The 15,864-nt window shown below is 52.9% G+C and carries 14 protein-coding genes and 3 tRNA genes; 10 read left to right on the top strand and 7 right to left on the bottom strand.

Going from position 1 to position 15,864, the window contains the following annotated elements:
• Positions 1-59: 59 nt before the first annotated feature.
• The 4 genes from ppnN (at position 60) to xni (ending at position 5,527) form a co-directional block, all read left to right on the top strand.
• Entirely contained in the window at positions 60-1,424 is a 1,365-nt protein-coding gene (gene ppnN, locus HED65_RS10945; RefSeq protein ID WP_114978600.1) for a nucleotide 5'-monophosphate nucleosidase PpnN, read from the top strand.
• Positions 1,425-1,938: 514 nt separating this feature from the next.
• A complete protein-coding gene (locus tag HED65_RS10940; RefSeq protein ID WP_028016894.1) occupies positions 1,939-3,228 on the top strand; it encodes an HAAAP family serine/threonine permease in 1,290 nt (429 codons plus the stop codon).
• Between the two features lie 63 nt (positions 3,229-3,291).
• The gene (gene sdaB / locus HED65_RS10935) at positions 3,292-4,659 is read left to right on the top strand and encodes an L-serine ammonia-lyase II (RefSeq protein ID WP_114978599.1); all 1,368 of its coding nucleotides are present in this window, start codon (positions 3,292-3,294) and stop codon (positions 4,657-4,659) included.
• A 112-nt stretch (positions 4,660-4,771) separates the two neighbouring features.
• The gene (xni, locus tag HED65_RS10930; RefSeq protein WP_114978598.1) at positions 4,772-5,527 is read left to right on the top strand and encodes a flap endonuclease Xni; all 756 of its coding nucleotides are present in this window, start codon (positions 4,772-4,774) and stop codon (positions 5,525-5,527) included.
• Positions 5,528-5,587: 60 nt separating this feature from the next.
• Here the strand turns inward: xni and rlmM are convergent, their stop codons facing one another.
• From rlmM to HED65_RS10910, 4 genes are all read right to left on the bottom strand, one after another.
• A complete protein-coding gene (rlmM, locus tag HED65_RS10925; RefSeq protein WP_114978597.1) occupies positions 5,588-6,688 on the bottom strand; it encodes a 23S rRNA (cytidine(2498)-2'-O)-methyltransferase RlmM in 1,101 nt (366 codons plus the stop codon).
• Positions 6,681-7,076 carry a DUF423 domain-containing protein gene (locus HED65_RS10920; protein ID WP_028014272.1) on the bottom strand — a complete coding sequence of 132 codons (396 nt, stop codon included), beginning with the start codon at positions 7,074-7,076 and terminating at the stop codon, positions 6,681-6,683. Before HED65_RS10920 ends, rlmM begins: the two co-directional genes overlap by 8 nt.
• Before the next feature lie 39 nt (positions 7,077-7,115).
• Positions 7,116-8,033 carry a glycine cleavage system transcriptional regulator GcvA gene (gene gcvA, locus HED65_RS10915; RefSeq protein WP_028016898.1) on the bottom strand — a complete coding sequence of 306 codons (918 nt, stop codon included), beginning with the start codon at positions 8,031-8,033 and terminating at the stop codon, positions 7,116-7,118.
• A 347-nt stretch (positions 8,034-8,380) separates the two neighbouring features.
• Complete coding sequence (locus HED65_RS10910; RefSeq protein WP_114978596.1) at positions 8,381-8,608, bottom strand: YgdI/YgdR family lipoprotein; 228 nt, start codon at positions 8,606-8,608, stop codon at positions 8,381-8,383.
• A gap of 192 nt (positions 8,609-8,800) precedes the next feature.
• Between HED65_RS10910 and csdA the strand changes: the two genes are divergently transcribed.
• Both csdA and csdE read left to right on the top strand, forming a co-directional pair.
• A complete protein-coding gene (csdA, locus tag HED65_RS10905) occupies positions 8,801-10,006 on the top strand; it encodes a cysteine desulfurase CsdA (RefSeq protein WP_114978595.1) in 1,206 nt (401 codons plus the stop codon).
• Entirely contained in the window at positions 10,006-10,452 is a 447-nt protein-coding gene (csdE, locus tag HED65_RS10900) for a cysteine desulfurase sulfur acceptor subunit CsdE (protein WP_114978594.1), read from the top strand. Before csdA ends, csdE begins: the two co-directional genes overlap by 1 nt.
• Here the strand turns inward: csdE and tcdA are convergent.
• Both tcdA and mltA read right to left on the bottom strand, forming a co-directional pair.
• Entirely contained in the window at positions 10,443-11,249 is an 807-nt protein-coding gene (gene tcdA, locus HED65_RS10895; protein ID WP_114978593.1) for a tRNA cyclic N6-threonylcarbamoyladenosine(37) synthase TcdA, read from the bottom strand. The two genes, csdE and tcdA, sit on opposite strands and share 10 nt — an antisense overlap.
• 76 nt (positions 11,250-11,325) lie before the next feature.
• A complete protein-coding gene (gene mltA, locus HED65_RS10890) occupies positions 11,326-12,423 on the bottom strand; it encodes a murein transglycosylase A (RefSeq protein WP_114978592.1) in 1,098 nt (365 codons plus the stop codon).
• Positions 12,424-12,632: 209 nt separating this feature from the next.
• Here mltA and HED65_RS10885 point away from each other — a divergent pair.
• The 3 genes from HED65_RS10885 (at position 12,633) to HED65_RS10875 (ending at position 12,951) form a co-directional block, all read left to right on the top strand.
• Positions 12,633-12,709, top strand: a tRNA-Met gene (locus tag HED65_RS10885).
• A 44-nt stretch (positions 12,710-12,753) separates the two neighbouring features.
• A tRNA-Met gene (locus HED65_RS10880) sits at positions 12,754-12,830 on the top strand.
• 44 nt (positions 12,831-12,874) lie between these two features.
• Positions 12,875-12,951: transfer RNA gene (locus HED65_RS10875), tRNA-Met, on the top strand.
• Between the two features lie 89 nt (positions 12,952-13,040).
• Here the strand turns inward: HED65_RS10875 and amiC are convergent.
• A complete protein-coding gene (gene amiC, locus HED65_RS10870) occupies positions 13,041-14,294 on the bottom strand; it encodes an N-acetylmuramoyl-L-alanine amidase AmiC (protein ID WP_114978591.1) in 1,254 nt (417 codons plus the stop codon).
• A gap of 227 nt (positions 14,295-14,521) precedes the next feature.
• On the opposite strand from amiC, the gene argA reads away from it, so the two are divergent.
• Complete coding sequence (gene argA / locus HED65_RS10865) at positions 14,522-15,853, top strand: amino-acid N-acetyltransferase (RefSeq protein WP_028016905.1); 1,332 nt, start codon at positions 14,522-14,524, stop codon at positions 15,851-15,853.
• The last annotated feature ends 11 nt before the right edge of the window (positions 15,854-15,864 follow it).

Raw genomic sequence — 15,864 nt, 5'->3', positions numbered from 1 at the left:
TAAGCCAGGGCTATTGTAATCAACAGGGAAAGACGATAATCGTCCCGTAAGGAGCTCACTTGATTACACATATTAGCCCGCTTGGCTCAATGGATATGTTGTCGCAGCTGGAAGTGGACATGCTTAAACGCACGGCCAGCAGCGATCTTTATCAACTGTTTCGTAACTGTTCACTTGCCGTACTGAACTCCGGAAGCCTGACAGATAACAGTAAAGAACTACTGTCCCGCTTCGAAAGCTTTGATATCAACGTGCTGCGCCGTGAGCGTGGCGTGAAACTTGAAGTGATTAACCCGCCAGAAGACGCCTTTGTCGACGGGCGCATTATTCGCTCACTTCAGGCCAACCTGTTTGCCGTACTGCGTGACATCCTGTTTGTTAACGGGCAGATCCACAACGCGGGCCGTTTCCAGCATCTCGATCTGGAAAGCTCTGTCCATATCACCAACCTGGTGTTCTCAATTTTGCGAAACGCTCGTGCCCTGCACGTCGGCGAAGCACCGAACATGGTCGTTTGCTGGGGTGGTCACTCCATTAACGAAACCGAATATCTCTATGCCCGTCGGGTGGGAACGCAACTCGGCCTGCGTGAACTGAATATCTGTACGGGCTGTGGCCCAGGAGCAATGGAAGCGCCAATGAAAGGTGCCGCGGTTGGGCATGCGCAACAGCGTTACAAAGAGGGGCGGTTTATCGGTATGACCGAACCGTCAATCATCGCTGCTGAGCCACCTAACCCGCTGGTTAATGAACTGATTATCATGCCGGATATCGAGAAACGTCTTGAGGCGTTTGTCCGTATCGCCCACGGCATAATCATCTTCCCGGGCGGCGTGGGGACAGCGGAAGAGTTGCTTTATCTGCTGGGCATTTTGATGAACCCGGTCAATAAAGATCAGGTTCTGCCATTGATCCTGACCGGACCAAAAGAGAGCGCCGACTACTTCCGTGTACTGGACGAGTTCATCGTGCATACACTGGGGGAATCTGCGCGTCGTCACTATCGCATCATCATTGATGATGCAGCAGAAGTGGCTCGTCAGATGAAAAAAGCGATGCCGCTGGTGAAAGAGAATCGTCGTGATACCGGCGATGCTTACAGCTTCAACTGGTCAATTCGTATTGCTCCGGACCTGCAGATCCCATTCGAACCTACGCACGAGAATATGGCGAACCTGAAACTCTACCCGGATCAACCGGTGGAAGTGCTGGCAGCCGATCTGCGTCGTGCCTTCTCCGGGATTGTGGCGGGGAACGTGAAAGAGATGGGCATCCGCGCAATTGAGCAATATGGTCCGTACAAAATTCACGGTGACCGGGAGATGATGCGTCGTATGGATGACATGCTGCAAGGCTTTGTCGCCCAACACCGCATGAAGCTGCCAGGCTCAGCCTACATTCCTTGCTACGAAATCTGCACTTAACGCTAAGCGTATACTCTTAAAAGCCGGGTCGTCGTACAACGCGTCCCGGCTTTTTTATTACCGAAATAATTCATAGAGATCGCTTATGTCTTTTACAAATCACACCTTAACGCAAACGATTACCTTGATTTTACAACCGTAAATTATCAGCCTTAATCTAACTTACCTGCCATAAAATCCTATAAACCCATTTCTTTACAGCGTAAGACTCGTATATCACGGGCCTCTCTTTCAGCCTGCATGTTGTTGGTGGTAGCCTTCGCGCCCGTAAATTCTATTTGATGTTTTTTTAACAGATAAATGGTCTAAAGATGCCCACATCATAAGTGGATTATTGCATTTGAGATCACGATCACTGATAGATTCATAACGAGAATGTATCTTTCCGCCCGCCAATAGTTACGGGTGAAAATTATTAAAAAACCGTCACTGAACGAATTTCATATTACCGTCAGGCACTTTTTCATCGGATTTGACTTAAAACCTGACAATTCGCTTCCTCCAGGAGATACAGATGGAAACCACTCAAACCAGCACCGTTGCTTCGATTGAATCCCGAAGTGGTTGGCGCAAAACGGATACCATGTGGATGCTTGGCCTTTACGGCACAGCAATCGGCGCTGGTGTACTGTTCCTTCCTATCAACGCAGGCGTCGGCGGTCTGATCCCGCTGATCATCATGGCCATCATTGCTTTCCCGATGACCTTCTTCGCACACCGCGGTCTGACCCGCTTCGTGCTGTCCGGTAAAAACCCGGGCGAAGACATCACTGAAGTTGTTGAAGAGCACTTCGGTATTGGCGCAGGTAAATTAATTACTCTGCTCTACTTCTTCGCGATTTACCCAATTCTGCTGGTCTACAGCGTGGCGATCACCAACACCGTAGAAAGCTTCATGACGCACCAGTTGCACATGACGCCGCCTCCGCGTGCAATTCTGTCTCTGATCCTGATCGTAGGCATGATGACTATCGTGCGCTTCGGTGAGCAGATGATTGTTAAAGCAATGAGCGTACTGGTCTTCCCGTTCGTGATTGCTCTGATGGTACTGGCCTGCTACCTGATCCCACAGTGGAACGGTGCAGCACTGGAAACCCTGTCCCTGAGCAGCGCATCTGCGACCGGTAACGGCCTGCTGATGACCCTGTGGCTGGCGATTCCGGTAATGGTCTTCTCCTTCAACCACTCCCCAATCATCTCCTCCTTCGCAGTAGCGAAGCGTGAAGAGTACGGCAACGGTGCAGAGAAGAAATGTTCCAGCATCCTGGCACGTGCGCACATCATGATGGTACTGACCGTGATGTTCTTCGTCTTCAGCTGCGTACTGAGCCTCTCCCCGGCGGATCTGGCGGCAGCGAAAGAGCAGAACATCTCTATTCTGTCTTACCTGGCGAACCACTTTAACGCACCAGTTATTGCGTGGATGGCGCCTATCATCGCGATTATCGCCATCACCAAATCCTTCCTCGGCCACTACCTGGGCGCACGTGAAGGCTTCAACGGTATGGTGATCAAATCTCTGCGCGGTAAAGGCAAGAGCATTGAAATCAGCAAGCTGAACAAAATCACAGCGCTGTTCATGCTGATCACCACCTGGGCAGTTGCGACTCTGAACCCAAGCATCCTGGGCATGATTGAAACCCTGGGTGGCCCGGTTATCGCGATGATTCTGTTCCTGATGCCGATGTACGCGATTCAGAAAGTGCCTGCGATGCGTAAATACAGCGGCCACATCAGCAACGTCTTCGTTGTTGTGATGGGTCTGATTGCCATCTCCGCTATTTTCTTCTCACTGTTCAGCTAATACCTCCTGCGCCGTCCTCGGGCGGCGCATTCTTCCTCTCTGACTGAAAGCAATGGACGCATCATGATTAGCGTATTCGATATTTTCAAAATCGGTATTGGTCCTTCCAGCTCTCACACCGTCGGACCAATGAAAGCCGGTAAGCAGTTCACGGATGACTTGATTGCACGCGGCCTCCTGCACGACGTAACCCGCGTGGTTGTTGATGTTTACGGTTCTCTTTCCCTGACCGGGAAGGGCCACCATACCGATATCGCCATTATCATGGGCCTGGCGGGAAACCTGCCGGATACCGTTGATATTGACGCGATCCCTGGCTTCATCCAGGACGTTAATACCCACGGCCGCCTGCTGCTGGCAAATGGCGAACATGAAGTGGAATTCCCGGTTGATCGCTGCATGAATTTCCATGCTGACAACCTGTCGCTGCACGAAAACGGTATGCGTATCACTGCGCTGGCCGGCGACAAAGCGGTATACAGCCAGACTTACTACTCTATCGGCGGCGGTTTTATCGTCGACGAAGACCACTTTGGTCAAACCAGTAACTCTTCGGTCGATGTGCCTTATCCGTACAAAACTGCGGCGGACCTTCAGCGTCACTGCCAGGAGACAGGACTTTCCCTCTCCGGCCTGATGATGAAAAACGAGCTGGCGCTTCACAGCAAAGCGGAGCTGGAACAGCACTTTGCTAACGTCTGGGAAGTGATGCGCGGCGGTATTGAGCGCGGGATCACCACCGAAGGCGTTCTGCCTGGCAAGCTTCGCGTGCCACGTCGTGCAGCAGCGCTGCGCCGTATGTTGGTCAGCACCGACAAAACGACAACAGACCCAATGGCAGTAGTGGACTGGATCAACATGTTCGCGCTGGCAGTAAACGAGGAGAACGCCGCAGGTGGCCGCGTGGTCACTGCGCCGACCAACGGTGCCTGCGGTATCGTTCCGGCCGTGCTGGCGTACTACGACAAGTTTATCCGCGAAGTGAACGCTAACTCTCTGGCGCGCTACCTGCTGGTCGCCAGTGCGATTGGTTCCCTGTATAAGATGAACGCGTCCATTTCTGGTGCGGAAGTTGGCTGTCAGGGTGAAGTCGGTGTGGCTTGCTCTATGGCGGCGGCGGGTCTGGCTGAGCTGTTGGGTGCAAGCCCGACGCAGGTGTGCATTGCCGCAGAAATCGGCATGGAACATAACCTGGGGCTGACCTGTGACCCGGTTGCCGGACAGGTACAGGTGCCGTGTATCGAACGTAACGCGATCGCTTCCGTGAAAGCGGTGAACGCAGCACGTATGGCCCTGCGTCGTACCAGCGAACCGCGCGTCTGTCTCGATAAAGTTATCGAAACCATGTACGAAACCGGGAAAGATATGAACGCCAAATACCGCGAAACCTCTCGCGGCGGTCTGGCGATGAAGATCGTTACCTGCGATTAAGCCTCTCAGGAAGCCTCGTTTTGCGAGGCTTCTTCCTGTTTCTCCTTACACTATTCGTTTCATCCTGCCGACAGTGTTACCCTTTACCCATCAGATTTAAGGGAGAATCTCTGTGGCTGTTCATTTGCTTATTGTCGACGCACTCAACCTGATTCGCCGGATCCATGCGGTACAAGGCACACCCTGTAAAGACACTTGCCTGCATGCACTGGAGCAACTTATCCGCCATAGCGAACCGACTCATGTTGTGGCTGTGTTTGACGATGAAGCGCGTAACACTGGCTGGCGTCACCAGCGCCTTCCTGATTACAAGGCCGGACGCGCCCCAATGCCGGACGACCTGCACGCCGAGATGCCCACCATTCGTGCCGCCTTTGAACAGCGCGGTGTCCCTTGTTGGGGTGCGCATGGCAATGAAGCTGACGATCTGGCGGCAACACTTGCGGTTAAAGTTGCCAGCGCCGGGCATCAGGCGACGATTGTTTCAACCGATAAAGGCTACTGCCAGCTGCTCTCGCCTACGATCCGCATCCGTGACTACTTCCAGAAACGCTGGCTTGATGCCCCTTTCATTGCCAGTGAGTTTGGCGTCTCGCCTGAACAGCTACCAGATTACTGGGGGCTGGCGGGGATCAGCAGCTCGAAGGTTCCGGGTGTCGCGGGTATAGGACCAAAAAGTGCCGCTCAGTTGCTAACGGATTTTCAGAGTCTGGAAGGGATTTACACCAGGCTGGATGAGGTGCCGGAAAAATGGCGCAAGAAGCTTGAAGCACATAAAGAGATGGCCTTTATCTGCCGGGATGTAGCGACGTTACAAACGAGTTTACAGCTGGACGGGAATTTGCAGCAGTTAAGGCTGGAACGTTAAAACACTTCACGATTTGTCGGCCCGGTAGGCGCAGCGCCACCGGGCAAAACAAAGCACGCACTATCGCTCGTCGCGACGTCCACCAACAGCGGCCCACCAGCGACGAATATGCACCGTCACCTCTTCGCGGTCGTGATACAGCTGACGCGCCTGGATCTCCACGTTAATGCCATGCTCATCCAGTTGCTGCTGAATATAAGCCAGATTCTGCGACACTTCTTCGTAGCGCTTTTTCATTGGCAACTTGAGATTGAAGATCGTCTCACGACACCAGCCGTTTACCAGCCAGGAAGCCATCAGCGCGGCCACTTTTGCCGGTTTCTCAACCATATCGCACACCATCCAGGAGATGTTGTTACGGTTCGGACGATAGCGGAAACCATCTTCACGCAGCCAGGTAACCTGCCCGGTATCCATCAGGCTTTGTGCCATCGGGCCGTTATCAACAGATGAAACCCACATGTTGCGTTTCACCAGTTGGTAGGTCCAGCCGCCTGGGCACGCACCAAGATCGACGGCATACATGCCGTTTGCCAGACGCTCGTCCCACTCATCCGCCGGGATAAAGACGTGGAAGGCTTCTTCCAGCTTCAGCGTTGAACGGCTCGGTGCATCGGCCGGGAAGCGTAAACGCGGGATGCCCATAAAGAAGGGAGAGTTGTTGGTGGTGTATGAATACCCCGTATAGCAGCAGCCCGGTGCGATAAAGAAGATATGCACCACCGGACGTTTAGGCGTTTCATAGTTCGTCAGAATACCCGCATCACGCAGCGCCGCACGCAGCGGTACGGTAAATTTGCGGCAGAACTTCATCAGCTCTTTGCTTTCATTGGTATCCGCCACTTCAACGCGCAGATCCCCGCCCTTCTCGACCACGCCCTGCAGCATGCCGACAATGGGCGTGATGCGATCTTCCGGCGGAAGATCCTTCAGCAACTCACCCGCGACAAACATCTGGCGGGCAAAGATCAATGAGCTGAAAGGGAGTTCACGCGCCAGCTTATCCGCGTCTTCAGGCTGATAGCATTCAAATACCACATAGCCTGCATTCTCTTTAACGCGCGCAAAGCCGAAGACCTCGCGTTTCGTCGCTTTATCGGTAATTTCCGCGGCGCACTCTTTCTCAAACCCCGGGCGACAATATAAAACAACCTTATTCATGAACAACGCCCTTGCGTTTCAGACGGATAGCTCCGATAAACATTAATACCCAACCCGCCAGGAAGCTGACGCCACCGACAGGTGTAACAAACGCCCACAGGCGCAAATGCGAAAGTGCCAGACAGTAGAGACTGCCACTGAAAAGCACGGTGCCCAACGCCATAAAGACGCTGCTCCAGTAAAACCAGATACTGATACGGCGCTGCATCGCCACCGCCAGCCCAAAAATAGCCAGTGTGTGGAATGCCTGATATTCAAGGCCGGTCTGGATCCAGCCCATCTCTACTGCGCCCAAAGACTTGCTTAATACATGTGCGCCAAAAGCGCCCAGTGCAACAAAAATAAAGCCACTCACCGCGGCAAAAATCAGCATGAATCGGCTGGTCATGTTTAAGTCCTGAATTGATGCGTGCCCGGCACACAAACGTTATTGTTCATACCTGAAGCGGAATTTTTCTTGCTCGCTTGCCGCTTTCGCCAGTATCCACTGCCGGAAAGCGGCTATTTTACCCAGTTCTGCCTGACTGTCATGACAAACCAGATAAAACGCATTCTTGCTGACCAGAACATCATTAAAAGGGCAAACCAGGCGGCCTGCCTCAATTTCGGACTGCGCCATAACGTTGTTCGCCAACGCTACGCCCTGCCCGTGAATAGCAGCCTGTAACACCATCGCACTGTGGCTAAAAATGGGTCCCTGCTGCACGTTTATATGAGTAAGACCTAATTGACGGGTATAAGTTTGCCAGTCTCGGCGTGACGCATCATGTAAAAGTGTATGTTGCGCCAGGTCAGCAGGTGTCTTCAGTGCCTTTTCGCCCGTTAAAAGCAGAGGCGAACAGACCGGCAGGAGATATTCTGCGTATAATTTCTCGACACGCAAGCCCGGCCAGTTACCGCGACCATAAAAAATGGCGACATCTACGTCATCTGCCAGCTTGTCTTCCTGACGATCCACCGCCTGGATTCGAACGTCGATCCCCGGATAAGCTGAGTTAAAGCTTGAGAGTCTTGGCACCAGCCATTGAATGGCAAAACTGGGCAATAAACTAACAGTCAGAGCACCTTTTGCACTTCGGGCCTGCAGCTTACGCGTGGCCTCCGTGAGCTGGGAAAAAATCTCTTTAATATCCTGAAAATAGCTCTGCCCCTCTTCGGTCAACAGCAACGAACGGTTGCGTCGACGAAACAGCTTAAGGCCCAGAAAATCCTCCAGGGACTTGATTTGGTGACTTACTGCGGCCTGTGTCACAAAAAGCTCATCTGCTGCACGGGTAAAACTCAGGTGACGTGCTGCTGCATCAAAAACACGTAATGCATTAAGGGGTGGCAATCGCTTCGACATGGTTATCTGGCTTAGATGTTAACGGATTTTAACAAACAGGAAACAACGTTTAACCTATTAGTTTTTTTTATCTGAGACATTATAATTTGTCCGTTGAGGAACTACCAGCAAATACCTATAGTGGCGGCACTTCCTGAGCCGGAACGAAGAGCTTTTTTTGGAATGCGTGTTCTGAAGGGCTTTTGGCTTACGGTTGTGATGTTGTGTTGTTGTGTTTGCAATTGGTCTGCGATTCAGACCACGGTAGCAACGCTACCAATTTTTCACTTCCTGTACATTTACCCTGTCTGTCCATAGTGATTAATGTAGCACCGCCAATTTGCGGTGCTTTTTTTTCGCCTGCGATCTTAGTGCTGAATCTCAACCATCTCTTTAACATCGCTTCGGTTGATCTGCTGCTTGTTCCCGTTGGCATCTTTGTATGAAATCATCCCGGTATCATTATCAGTTGACGGCTTCCCTTCCGAAACGATGGAGCGACCATCATTGGTATGCATCACGTAGTTGTTACCGGAACAGGCGCTCAGAGCAAGGGTAAACACACAGGCCGAAATGATTGCAGCTGTCTTTTTCATGATTCTTCTCCTTTAGCAATTAATGCTACTTAAACCTCGATTTAAAACAGGCTTAAACATTCGCCTAACACTATTTAGCATAACCTGCTTTTTCAGGGTCATCAGGATAAGCAGACGAATCTGATAGATATCAACCTCCTTGCCCTGCCGCTGAAATTGCGCGACGATCTTGCTATTGAAATGAGGAATCCCATGAACGCTTTCAGTCCCGCACATTTTCGCGAACAGTTTCCGGCGCTGGCTGATGCCGGTATTTATCTTGATAGCGCTGCCACCGCCCTGAAGCCACAGGCGGTTATTGAAGCGACGCAGCAGTTCTACAGCATGAGTGCCGGTAACGTGCATCGCAGTCAGTTTGCGCAAGCACAGCGCTTAACCGCGCGCTATGAAGCCGCACGCGATCAGGTCGCACGTTTGATCAATGCCGAAAGCGGGAAAAACATCGTCTGGACGCGGGGCACTACCGAAGCCATCAATATGGTGGCCCAGTGCTACGCACGTCCGTTGCTCCAGCCCGGAGATGAGATCATCGTCAGTGAGGCTGAGCACCATGCCAACCTGGTACCGTGGTTGATGGTGGCCGAGCAAACGGGGGCCCGTATTGTGAAACTCCCACTGGGACCAGATCTCCTGCCCGACGTAGCTCATCTGCCTGAGTTGATTACCTCGCGCAGCCGCATTCTGGCACTCGGGCAGATGTCGAACGTCACGGGGGGATGTCCGGATCTGGCTCAGGCCATTCGCATCGCCCATGCCAGCGGCATGGTGGTGATGGTCGATGGCGCACAAGGAGTCGTGCATTTCCCTGCTGATGTGCAAAAGCTGGATATTGATTTTTACGCTTTCTCAGCGCACAAGCTGTACGGCCCAACCGGCATCGGCGCGTTGTACGGTAAGCCGGAACTGCTGGCGCAAATGACGCCGTGGCTCGGTGGCGGCAAAATGATTACCGAAGTGACCTTCGACGGCTTTAAAACCCAGGAGATTCCCTATCGCCTTGAAGCTGGTACGCCAAACGTTGCCGGCGTCATTGGCCTGAGTGCCGCTCTCGAATGGCTTGCTGAAACAGACACTGCTCAGGCTGAAAACTGGAGCCGCGGTCTGGCAACACTGGCGGAGGAAGAACTCAAAAAGCGCCCGGGTTTCCGATCATTTCGTGTGCAAGACTCGAGCCTGCTCGCCTTCGATTTTGCAGGCGTTCATCATAGCGACATGGTGACGTTGCTGGCCGGGTATGGTATTGCCCTGCGTGCCGGACAGCATTGCGCCCAACCGCTTCTGGCGGCGCTGGGGGTAAGTGGCACGCTGCGTGCCTCGTTTGCACCTTATAATACGCAAAGCGATGTTGATGCGCTGGTCGCCGCCGTCGACCGCGCCCTTGAAATACTGGTGGATTAATGACTAGCGCTGCTTTAGCCGGACATCCGTTTGGCACTGTGATCACAGAAGAGACCTTAAAACAGACCTTCGCCCCTCTCTCACAATGGGAAGATAAATATCGCCAGTTGATCCTTCTCGGTAAACAGTTACCGACCTTGTCTGACGAACTAAAAGCGCAGGCAAAAGAGATCGCTGGCTGCGAGAACCGCGTCTGGCTGGGCGTAAGCGTTGCTGGCGAGAAGCTGCATTTCTTTGGCGACAGCGAAGGGCGTATTGTACGCGGACTGTTGGCGGTACTGTTAACCGCCATCGAGGGGAAAAGCGCGGCGGAGTTGCTGACTCGCTCGCCGCTGGCGCTGTTTGATGAGCTTGGGCTGCGGGCGCAGCTTAGCGCCTCACGCGGCCAGGGTCTGATCGCGCTCAGCGAAGCGGTGCAGGATGCGGCACGTCAGGCTCAGGCCTGACGTTCTGCCTTCGCCATCATCTTCTTCAGGGCGTGGGATACCGCCACAAAACCGAAGGACGCGGTCACCATGGTGGCCGCACCAAAGCCTGAGGCACAATCCATACGTTTTGGCCCTTCCGCCGTACTTTTCATCGCACAGACAGAACCATCAGCCTGCGGGTAAACCAGCGCTTCTGTAGAAAACACGCAGTCAACGCCAAGCTTACCTTTGCTGTTCTTCACCACATTGAAGTCGCTTTTCAGGCGTTCACGCAGCTTAGCGGCCAGCGGATCCTGAATGGTTTTCGCCAGATCGGCCACCTGGATCTGCGTGGGGTCGATTTGCCCTCCCGCGCCACCGGTGGTAACCAGAGGAACTTTGTATCGACGACAGTAAGCGATCAGCGCGGCTTTAGGGCGTACGCTGTCAATGGCATCAATCACATAGCTGTAGCCTCTATTCATATACTCCGCGACGTTGTCGGCTGTCACAAAGTCGTCAATTACCGTCACCCGGCATTCCGGGTTGATCAGACGAATACGCTCCGCCATGACCTCAGATTTTGCCAGACCGACGTTATCACGCAGGGCATGGATTTGACGGTTGGTGTTGGTGACACAAACGTCATCCATATCAATCAGCGTGATTGCGCCAATACCGGTTCTTGCCAGCGCTTCTGCCGCCCAGGAACCGACACCACCAATACCCACGACGCAGACATGCGCATCCGCAAACAGCTGCAGGGCTTTTTCACCATAGAGACGTGCCGTGCCGCCAAAACGCTGACGCCAGGCATCGCTGATTACCACTGACATAAAACCTCAGATGTAAAAAGGGTGAGGTTTCTCCTCACCCTGAACATGAATCCGTATTGCACTCAGAATACCACAATCAACCGCTGAATACGTTTCCGGTGCCAGATGCTGCTTTGAGCACCCATACGCGTCCGTAGTGGTTATACCAGCCGGCACGGTGGCCTGCATCCGGACCAATCCCCTGATAGATATCGAAGTGCTGGCCTTTAATCGCCCCACCCACATCCAGTGCCACCATCAGACGTAGTTCATACTGACCGTTAAATTTGCCATTATTATCCAGCAGAGGCACCTCCGCGAGTAGCGTAGTGCCAGCAGGAATAATTGAACGATCCGATGCCACCGACGCACGACCAATCAGCGGTACAGCGCTCGCCCCTTTCACCGGAGCAAAGTTTTGCGGTTTAAAGAAGACAAACGACGGGTTCTGTTCCAGCAGCTCGCGCACCTCGGCTTCGCTGTGTTTTTCGCCCCACTCGCGGATCGCCTGCATCGACATATCTTCTTTCTTCACTTCGCCGCGATCGATCAGCACCTTACCAATACTGCGATAAGCATGGCCGTTCTTACCGGAATAGCTGAAGAAGTTAAGCGGCGAACCATCACCGAAATCAATATAACCGCTGCCCTGAACATCCATGATGAAGTTATCCATCAGTGAATTGCTGTAAGCCAGGACGTAGTTTTCGCTCAACGCACCAGAGTAGATTTCCGCACGGGACGGCAAGCGGCCGCGTTTTGGCGGCATACGATAAATTGGATACTGGAATTCGCCCTGGCGAGAGTGCCGCGCCTGAATCACTGGCGTGTAATACCCCGTGAACTGGACGTTCCCGTAGTTATCCGCCCCTTCCATCTGCCAGGCATCAATACCAAACTGGCGCATATTGCGCGTATCACCACCCGCGCGCAGCCACTCCTGTACTGCGCTGTAAACGTTGTTTTGTGAGCCATACAGGCGTGGTGACGCATTGCGGATCTGATAGACCTGCTCGGAGAAATCTCCGGCGTTAATCGGTGCGCCAACAGCATCAGGCTGGTTAACTAAGGAGAAAGGCTGGGATAATTTCCCGTCTTTATACTGTTGACCGCGATCGGTCGGTTTAGAAGAGCAGGCTGCAAGAATGGCTACCATTGCACCCGTCATCAGATACTTCGCCCAACGTCCTTTCATTATATCTCGTCTTTAAGTTGCCCATTTCCGCGTGATGAAGATAACAAACCGCCAGGGCTAATGAAATGCGATCGCATGCCCTTTGGCAAATTCTGAGCAAAAAATAGTCCAAATGTCGCAGTGCCGTTCAATTTACATACAAAGTTAATGATTTATGTGAAAAAGGGGTTGCATCACAAACCTATCCGAGTATAGTGCGCATCCACGGACGCGGGGTGGAGCAGCCTGGTAGCTCGTCGGGCTCATAACCCGAAGGTCGTCGGTTCAAATCCGGCCCCCGCAACCAATTAAAATTTGATGAAGTATCTTCTACAACAGTAGAAAGACGGACGCGGGGTGGAGCAGCCTGGTAGCTCGTCGGGCTCATAACCCGAAGGTCGTCGGTTCAAATCCGGCCCCCGCAACCAATCAAATTTGAAGAAGTAAGTTTCTACAGAAGTAGAAAGACGGACGCGGGGTGGAGCAGCCTGGTAGCTCGTCGGGCTCATAACCCGAAGGTCGTCGGTTCAAATCCGGCCCCCGCAACCAACACTTCTTAAAACAATAAACACCCTTAAGGGTGTTTTTTTGTATCTGTCGTTTGCGAATTTGCCGGGTATCTCACCCGGCTGAAAGATTTAACTGCGTCTCGCTAGCGTCGCCCCATCAGAGAAATACGCCCGGATCCCCGCCAGAATCGACTCCGCAACTTCCTGCTGGAATTTTGCCGTCTTGAGCTTGCGCTCTTCTTCAACATTACTGATAAAAGCCGTCTCAACCAGAATAGACGGAATATCCGGTGCCTTCAGAACCGCAAACCCGGCCTGCTCGACACTGTTTTTATGCAGCTTGTTGATATTACCAAGCTTACCCAGCACGGCTTTACCAAACTTCAGGCTGTCGTTAATGGTCAGTGACTGCACCATATCGAACATGGTGTGATCGACATAACGGTCGCCGCTTTTGCCCACACCACCGATAAGATCCGAGGCGTTCTGGGTATCCGCGAGATATCTCGCGGCAGTACTGGTCGCCCCTTTGGTTGAGAGCGCAAACACCGAAGAACCGCTTGGCTGGCGACTGGTAAACGCATCCGCATGGATAGACACAAACAAATCGGCACGCTGCTTCTGCGCTTTTGCCACGCGAACTTTCAGCGGAATAAAGACATCTTCATTACGCGTCATATAGGCGCGCATATTACCTTCTTTATCGATCAACGCCTTCAGACGACGGGCGATTTGCAGCACCACGTCTTTTTCGCGGGTGCGATATTTTCCGACTGCACCCGAGTCTTCCCCGCCGTGCCCCGGATCAAGCATGATCACAATCGGACGATCACGCCCTGCTTTACCCGGCTGTGGGCCACTTTGCGCAGGTGGAACCTGCTTCTCGAGATTGCCCTGGTTATAATCTTCCAGTAAAGCCAACAGAGGATCCTGAATATCCGTCGCATTCGCCGGGTAAAGATCCATTACCAGGCGCTCTTTGAAGGTCGCAACAGGCGCAAGGGCAAACAACTGCGGCTTAACATTCTGCTTCAACTCAAACACCATGCGCACGGTTTGCGGATCAAACTGCCCTACGCGCGCCGATTTAATAAACGGATCGTCACCGCGGATCTGCGCCGCCATCCCCTTCAGCACGGAATTGAGATTCACCCCTTCGAGATCCACGACCACGCGTTCAGGATTGCTTAAGGCAAATTGCTTATATTTCAACACGCGATTGGATTCAACCGTCACACGCGTATAGGTCGACGACGGCCAGACACGAACCGCCACCACCTGACTTGTGGCGGCAAATCCTACCTGACTGACGCTAAGCAACCACATAGCCCCGGCCCCTTTTAACAAACGGCGACGGCTTATTGCTGAGTTGGATCCCGACATGCTTCTCCCGAGCAAGAAAACTGACTGATATACAAAATGTCCAAATTGACCGAAAACTTTAACGAATGACGCATAAACTGTCATCTATAAAAGGGTAAACAATCATACGTTAACGCACGGATTACTTATTAATTTCTGTGGGTCGTGGAAAATTTGCGCTTGCACATGCATCCACAATCGAATAAAAATACACAAATTACGAATAAACATTCATTAAGGGTTGTGCCATGGTGAAGGAGCGTAGAACCGAACTGGTCCAGGGATTCCGCCATTCTGTTCCCTATATCAACGCCCATCGGGGAAAAACGTTTGTCATCATGCTTGGCGGCGAAGCCATTGAGCATGAAAATTTTTCCAGCATCGTCAATGACATTGGCCTGCTACACAGCCTCGGGATCCGCCTGGTGGTGGTCTATGGCGCACGTCCGCAGATCGACGCCAACCTGGCCGCACACCACCACGAGCCGATTTACCACAAACATACTCGTGTGACGGATGCGAAAACCCTGGAACTGGTGAAGCAAGCAGCGGGTCTGTTGCAGCTGGATATTACGGCTCGCCTGTCGATGAGCCTGAACAACACGCCATTGCAGGGTGCGCATATCAACGTGGTGAGCGGTAACTTCATCATTGCCCAGCCTCTCGGCGTGGACGATGGCGTGGATTATTGCCACAGCGGACGTATTCGTCGTATTGATGAAGAGGCGATTCACCGCCAGCTGGACAGTGGTGCCATTGTACTGATGGGGCCAGTGGCCGTTTCCGTGACCGGAGAAAGCTTTAACCTCACCTCAGAAGAGATTGCCACTCAACTGGCGATTAAGCTGAAGGCGGAAAAAATGATTGGGTTTTGCTCTTCCCAGGGTGTCGTAAACGATGAAGGGGTGATTGTGCCCGAACTCTTCCCTAATGAAGCCCAGGCCCGCGTAGAAGCCCTGGAAGCTGAAGGTGACTACCATTCTGGTACCGTGCGTTTTCTGCGTGGCGCGGTGAAAGCCTGTCGCAGTGGTGTGCGCCGCAGCCACCTGATCAGTTACCAGGAAGATGGAGCTCTGTTACAGGAGCTGTTCTCCCGGGATGGTATCGGCACGCAGATTGTGATGGAGAGTGCTGAGCAGATCCGCCGTGCCACCATCAATGATATCGGCGGTATTCTGGAGCTGATTCGGCCGCTGGAGCAACAGGGTATTCTGGTTCGCCGTTCACGCGAACAGCTGGAAATGGAGATCGACAAATTCACCATTATTCAGCGCGATAACCTGACAATTGCCTGTGCCGCCCTCTATCCCTTCCCGGAAGAGAAGATCGGTGAAATGGCCTGCGTGGCGGTGCATCCTGATTACCGCAGCTCCTCACGCGGCGAAATGCTGCTTGAGCGCGTGGCAGCGCAAGCCCGCCAGATGGGGCTGAGCAAGCTGTTCGTCCTGACGACACGCAGCATTCACTGGTTCCAGGAGCGTGGATTCACGCCGGTGGATATAGATTATCTGCCAGAAACGAAGAAAGAGATGTACAACTATCAGCGCCGCTCAAAAGTGCTGATGGCTGACCTGGGATGATACGCTGCCCT

Source organism: Pantoea sp. LS15 (genome assembly GCF_012241585.1).
GTDB lineage: Bacteria > Pseudomonadota > Gammaproteobacteria > Enterobacterales > Enterobacteriaceae > Enterobacter.
The sequence above is the reverse complement of the archived record's forward strand: the minus strand, read 5'-3'. Positions and strand labels throughout refer to the sequence as shown.

Coding starts and splice junctions, on each gene's coding strand:
- HED65_RS10940 (WP_028016894.1), top strand. CDS start 1,939: ATGGAAACCACTCAAACCAGCACCGTTGCTTCGATTGAATCCCGAAGT.
- sdaB (WP_114978599.1), top strand. CDS start 3,292: ATGATTAGCGTATTCGATATTTTCAAAATCGGTATTGGTCCTTCCAGC.
- rlmM (WP_114978597.1), bottom strand. CDS start 6,688: ATGAATAAGGTTGTTTTATATTGTCGCCCGGGGTTTGAGAAAGAGTGC.
- HED65_RS10920 (WP_028014272.1), bottom strand. CDS start 7,076: ATGACCAGCCGATTCATGCTGATTTTTGCCGCGGTGAGTGGCTTTATT.
- gcvA (WP_028016898.1), bottom strand. CDS start 8,033: ATGTCGAAGCGATTGCCACCCCTTAATGCATTACGTGTTTTTGATGCA.
- HED65_RS10910 (WP_114978596.1), bottom strand. CDS start 8,608: ATGAAAAAGACAGCTGCAATCATTTCGGCCTGTGTGTTTACCCTTGCT.
- csdA (WP_114978595.1), top strand. CDS start 8,801: ATGAACGCTTTCAGTCCCGCACATTTTCGCGAACAGTTTCCGGCGCTG.
- csdE (WP_114978594.1), top strand. CDS start 10,006: ATGACTAGCGCTGCTTTAGCCGGACATCCGTTTGGCACTGTGATCACA.
- tcdA (WP_114978593.1), bottom strand. CDS start 11,249: ATGTCAGTGGTAATCAGCGATGCCTGGCGTCAGCGTTTTGGCGGCACG.
- mltA (WP_114978592.1), bottom strand. CDS start 12,423: ATGAAAGGACGTTGGGCGAAGTATCTGATGACGGGTGCAATGGTAGCC.
- amiC (WP_114978591.1), bottom strand. CDS start 14,294: ATGTCGGGATCCAACTCAGCAATAAGCCGTCGCCGTTTGTTAAAAGGG.
- argA (WP_028016905.1), top strand. CDS start 14,522: ATGGTGAAGGAGCGTAGAACCGAACTGGTCCAGGGATTCCGCCATTCT.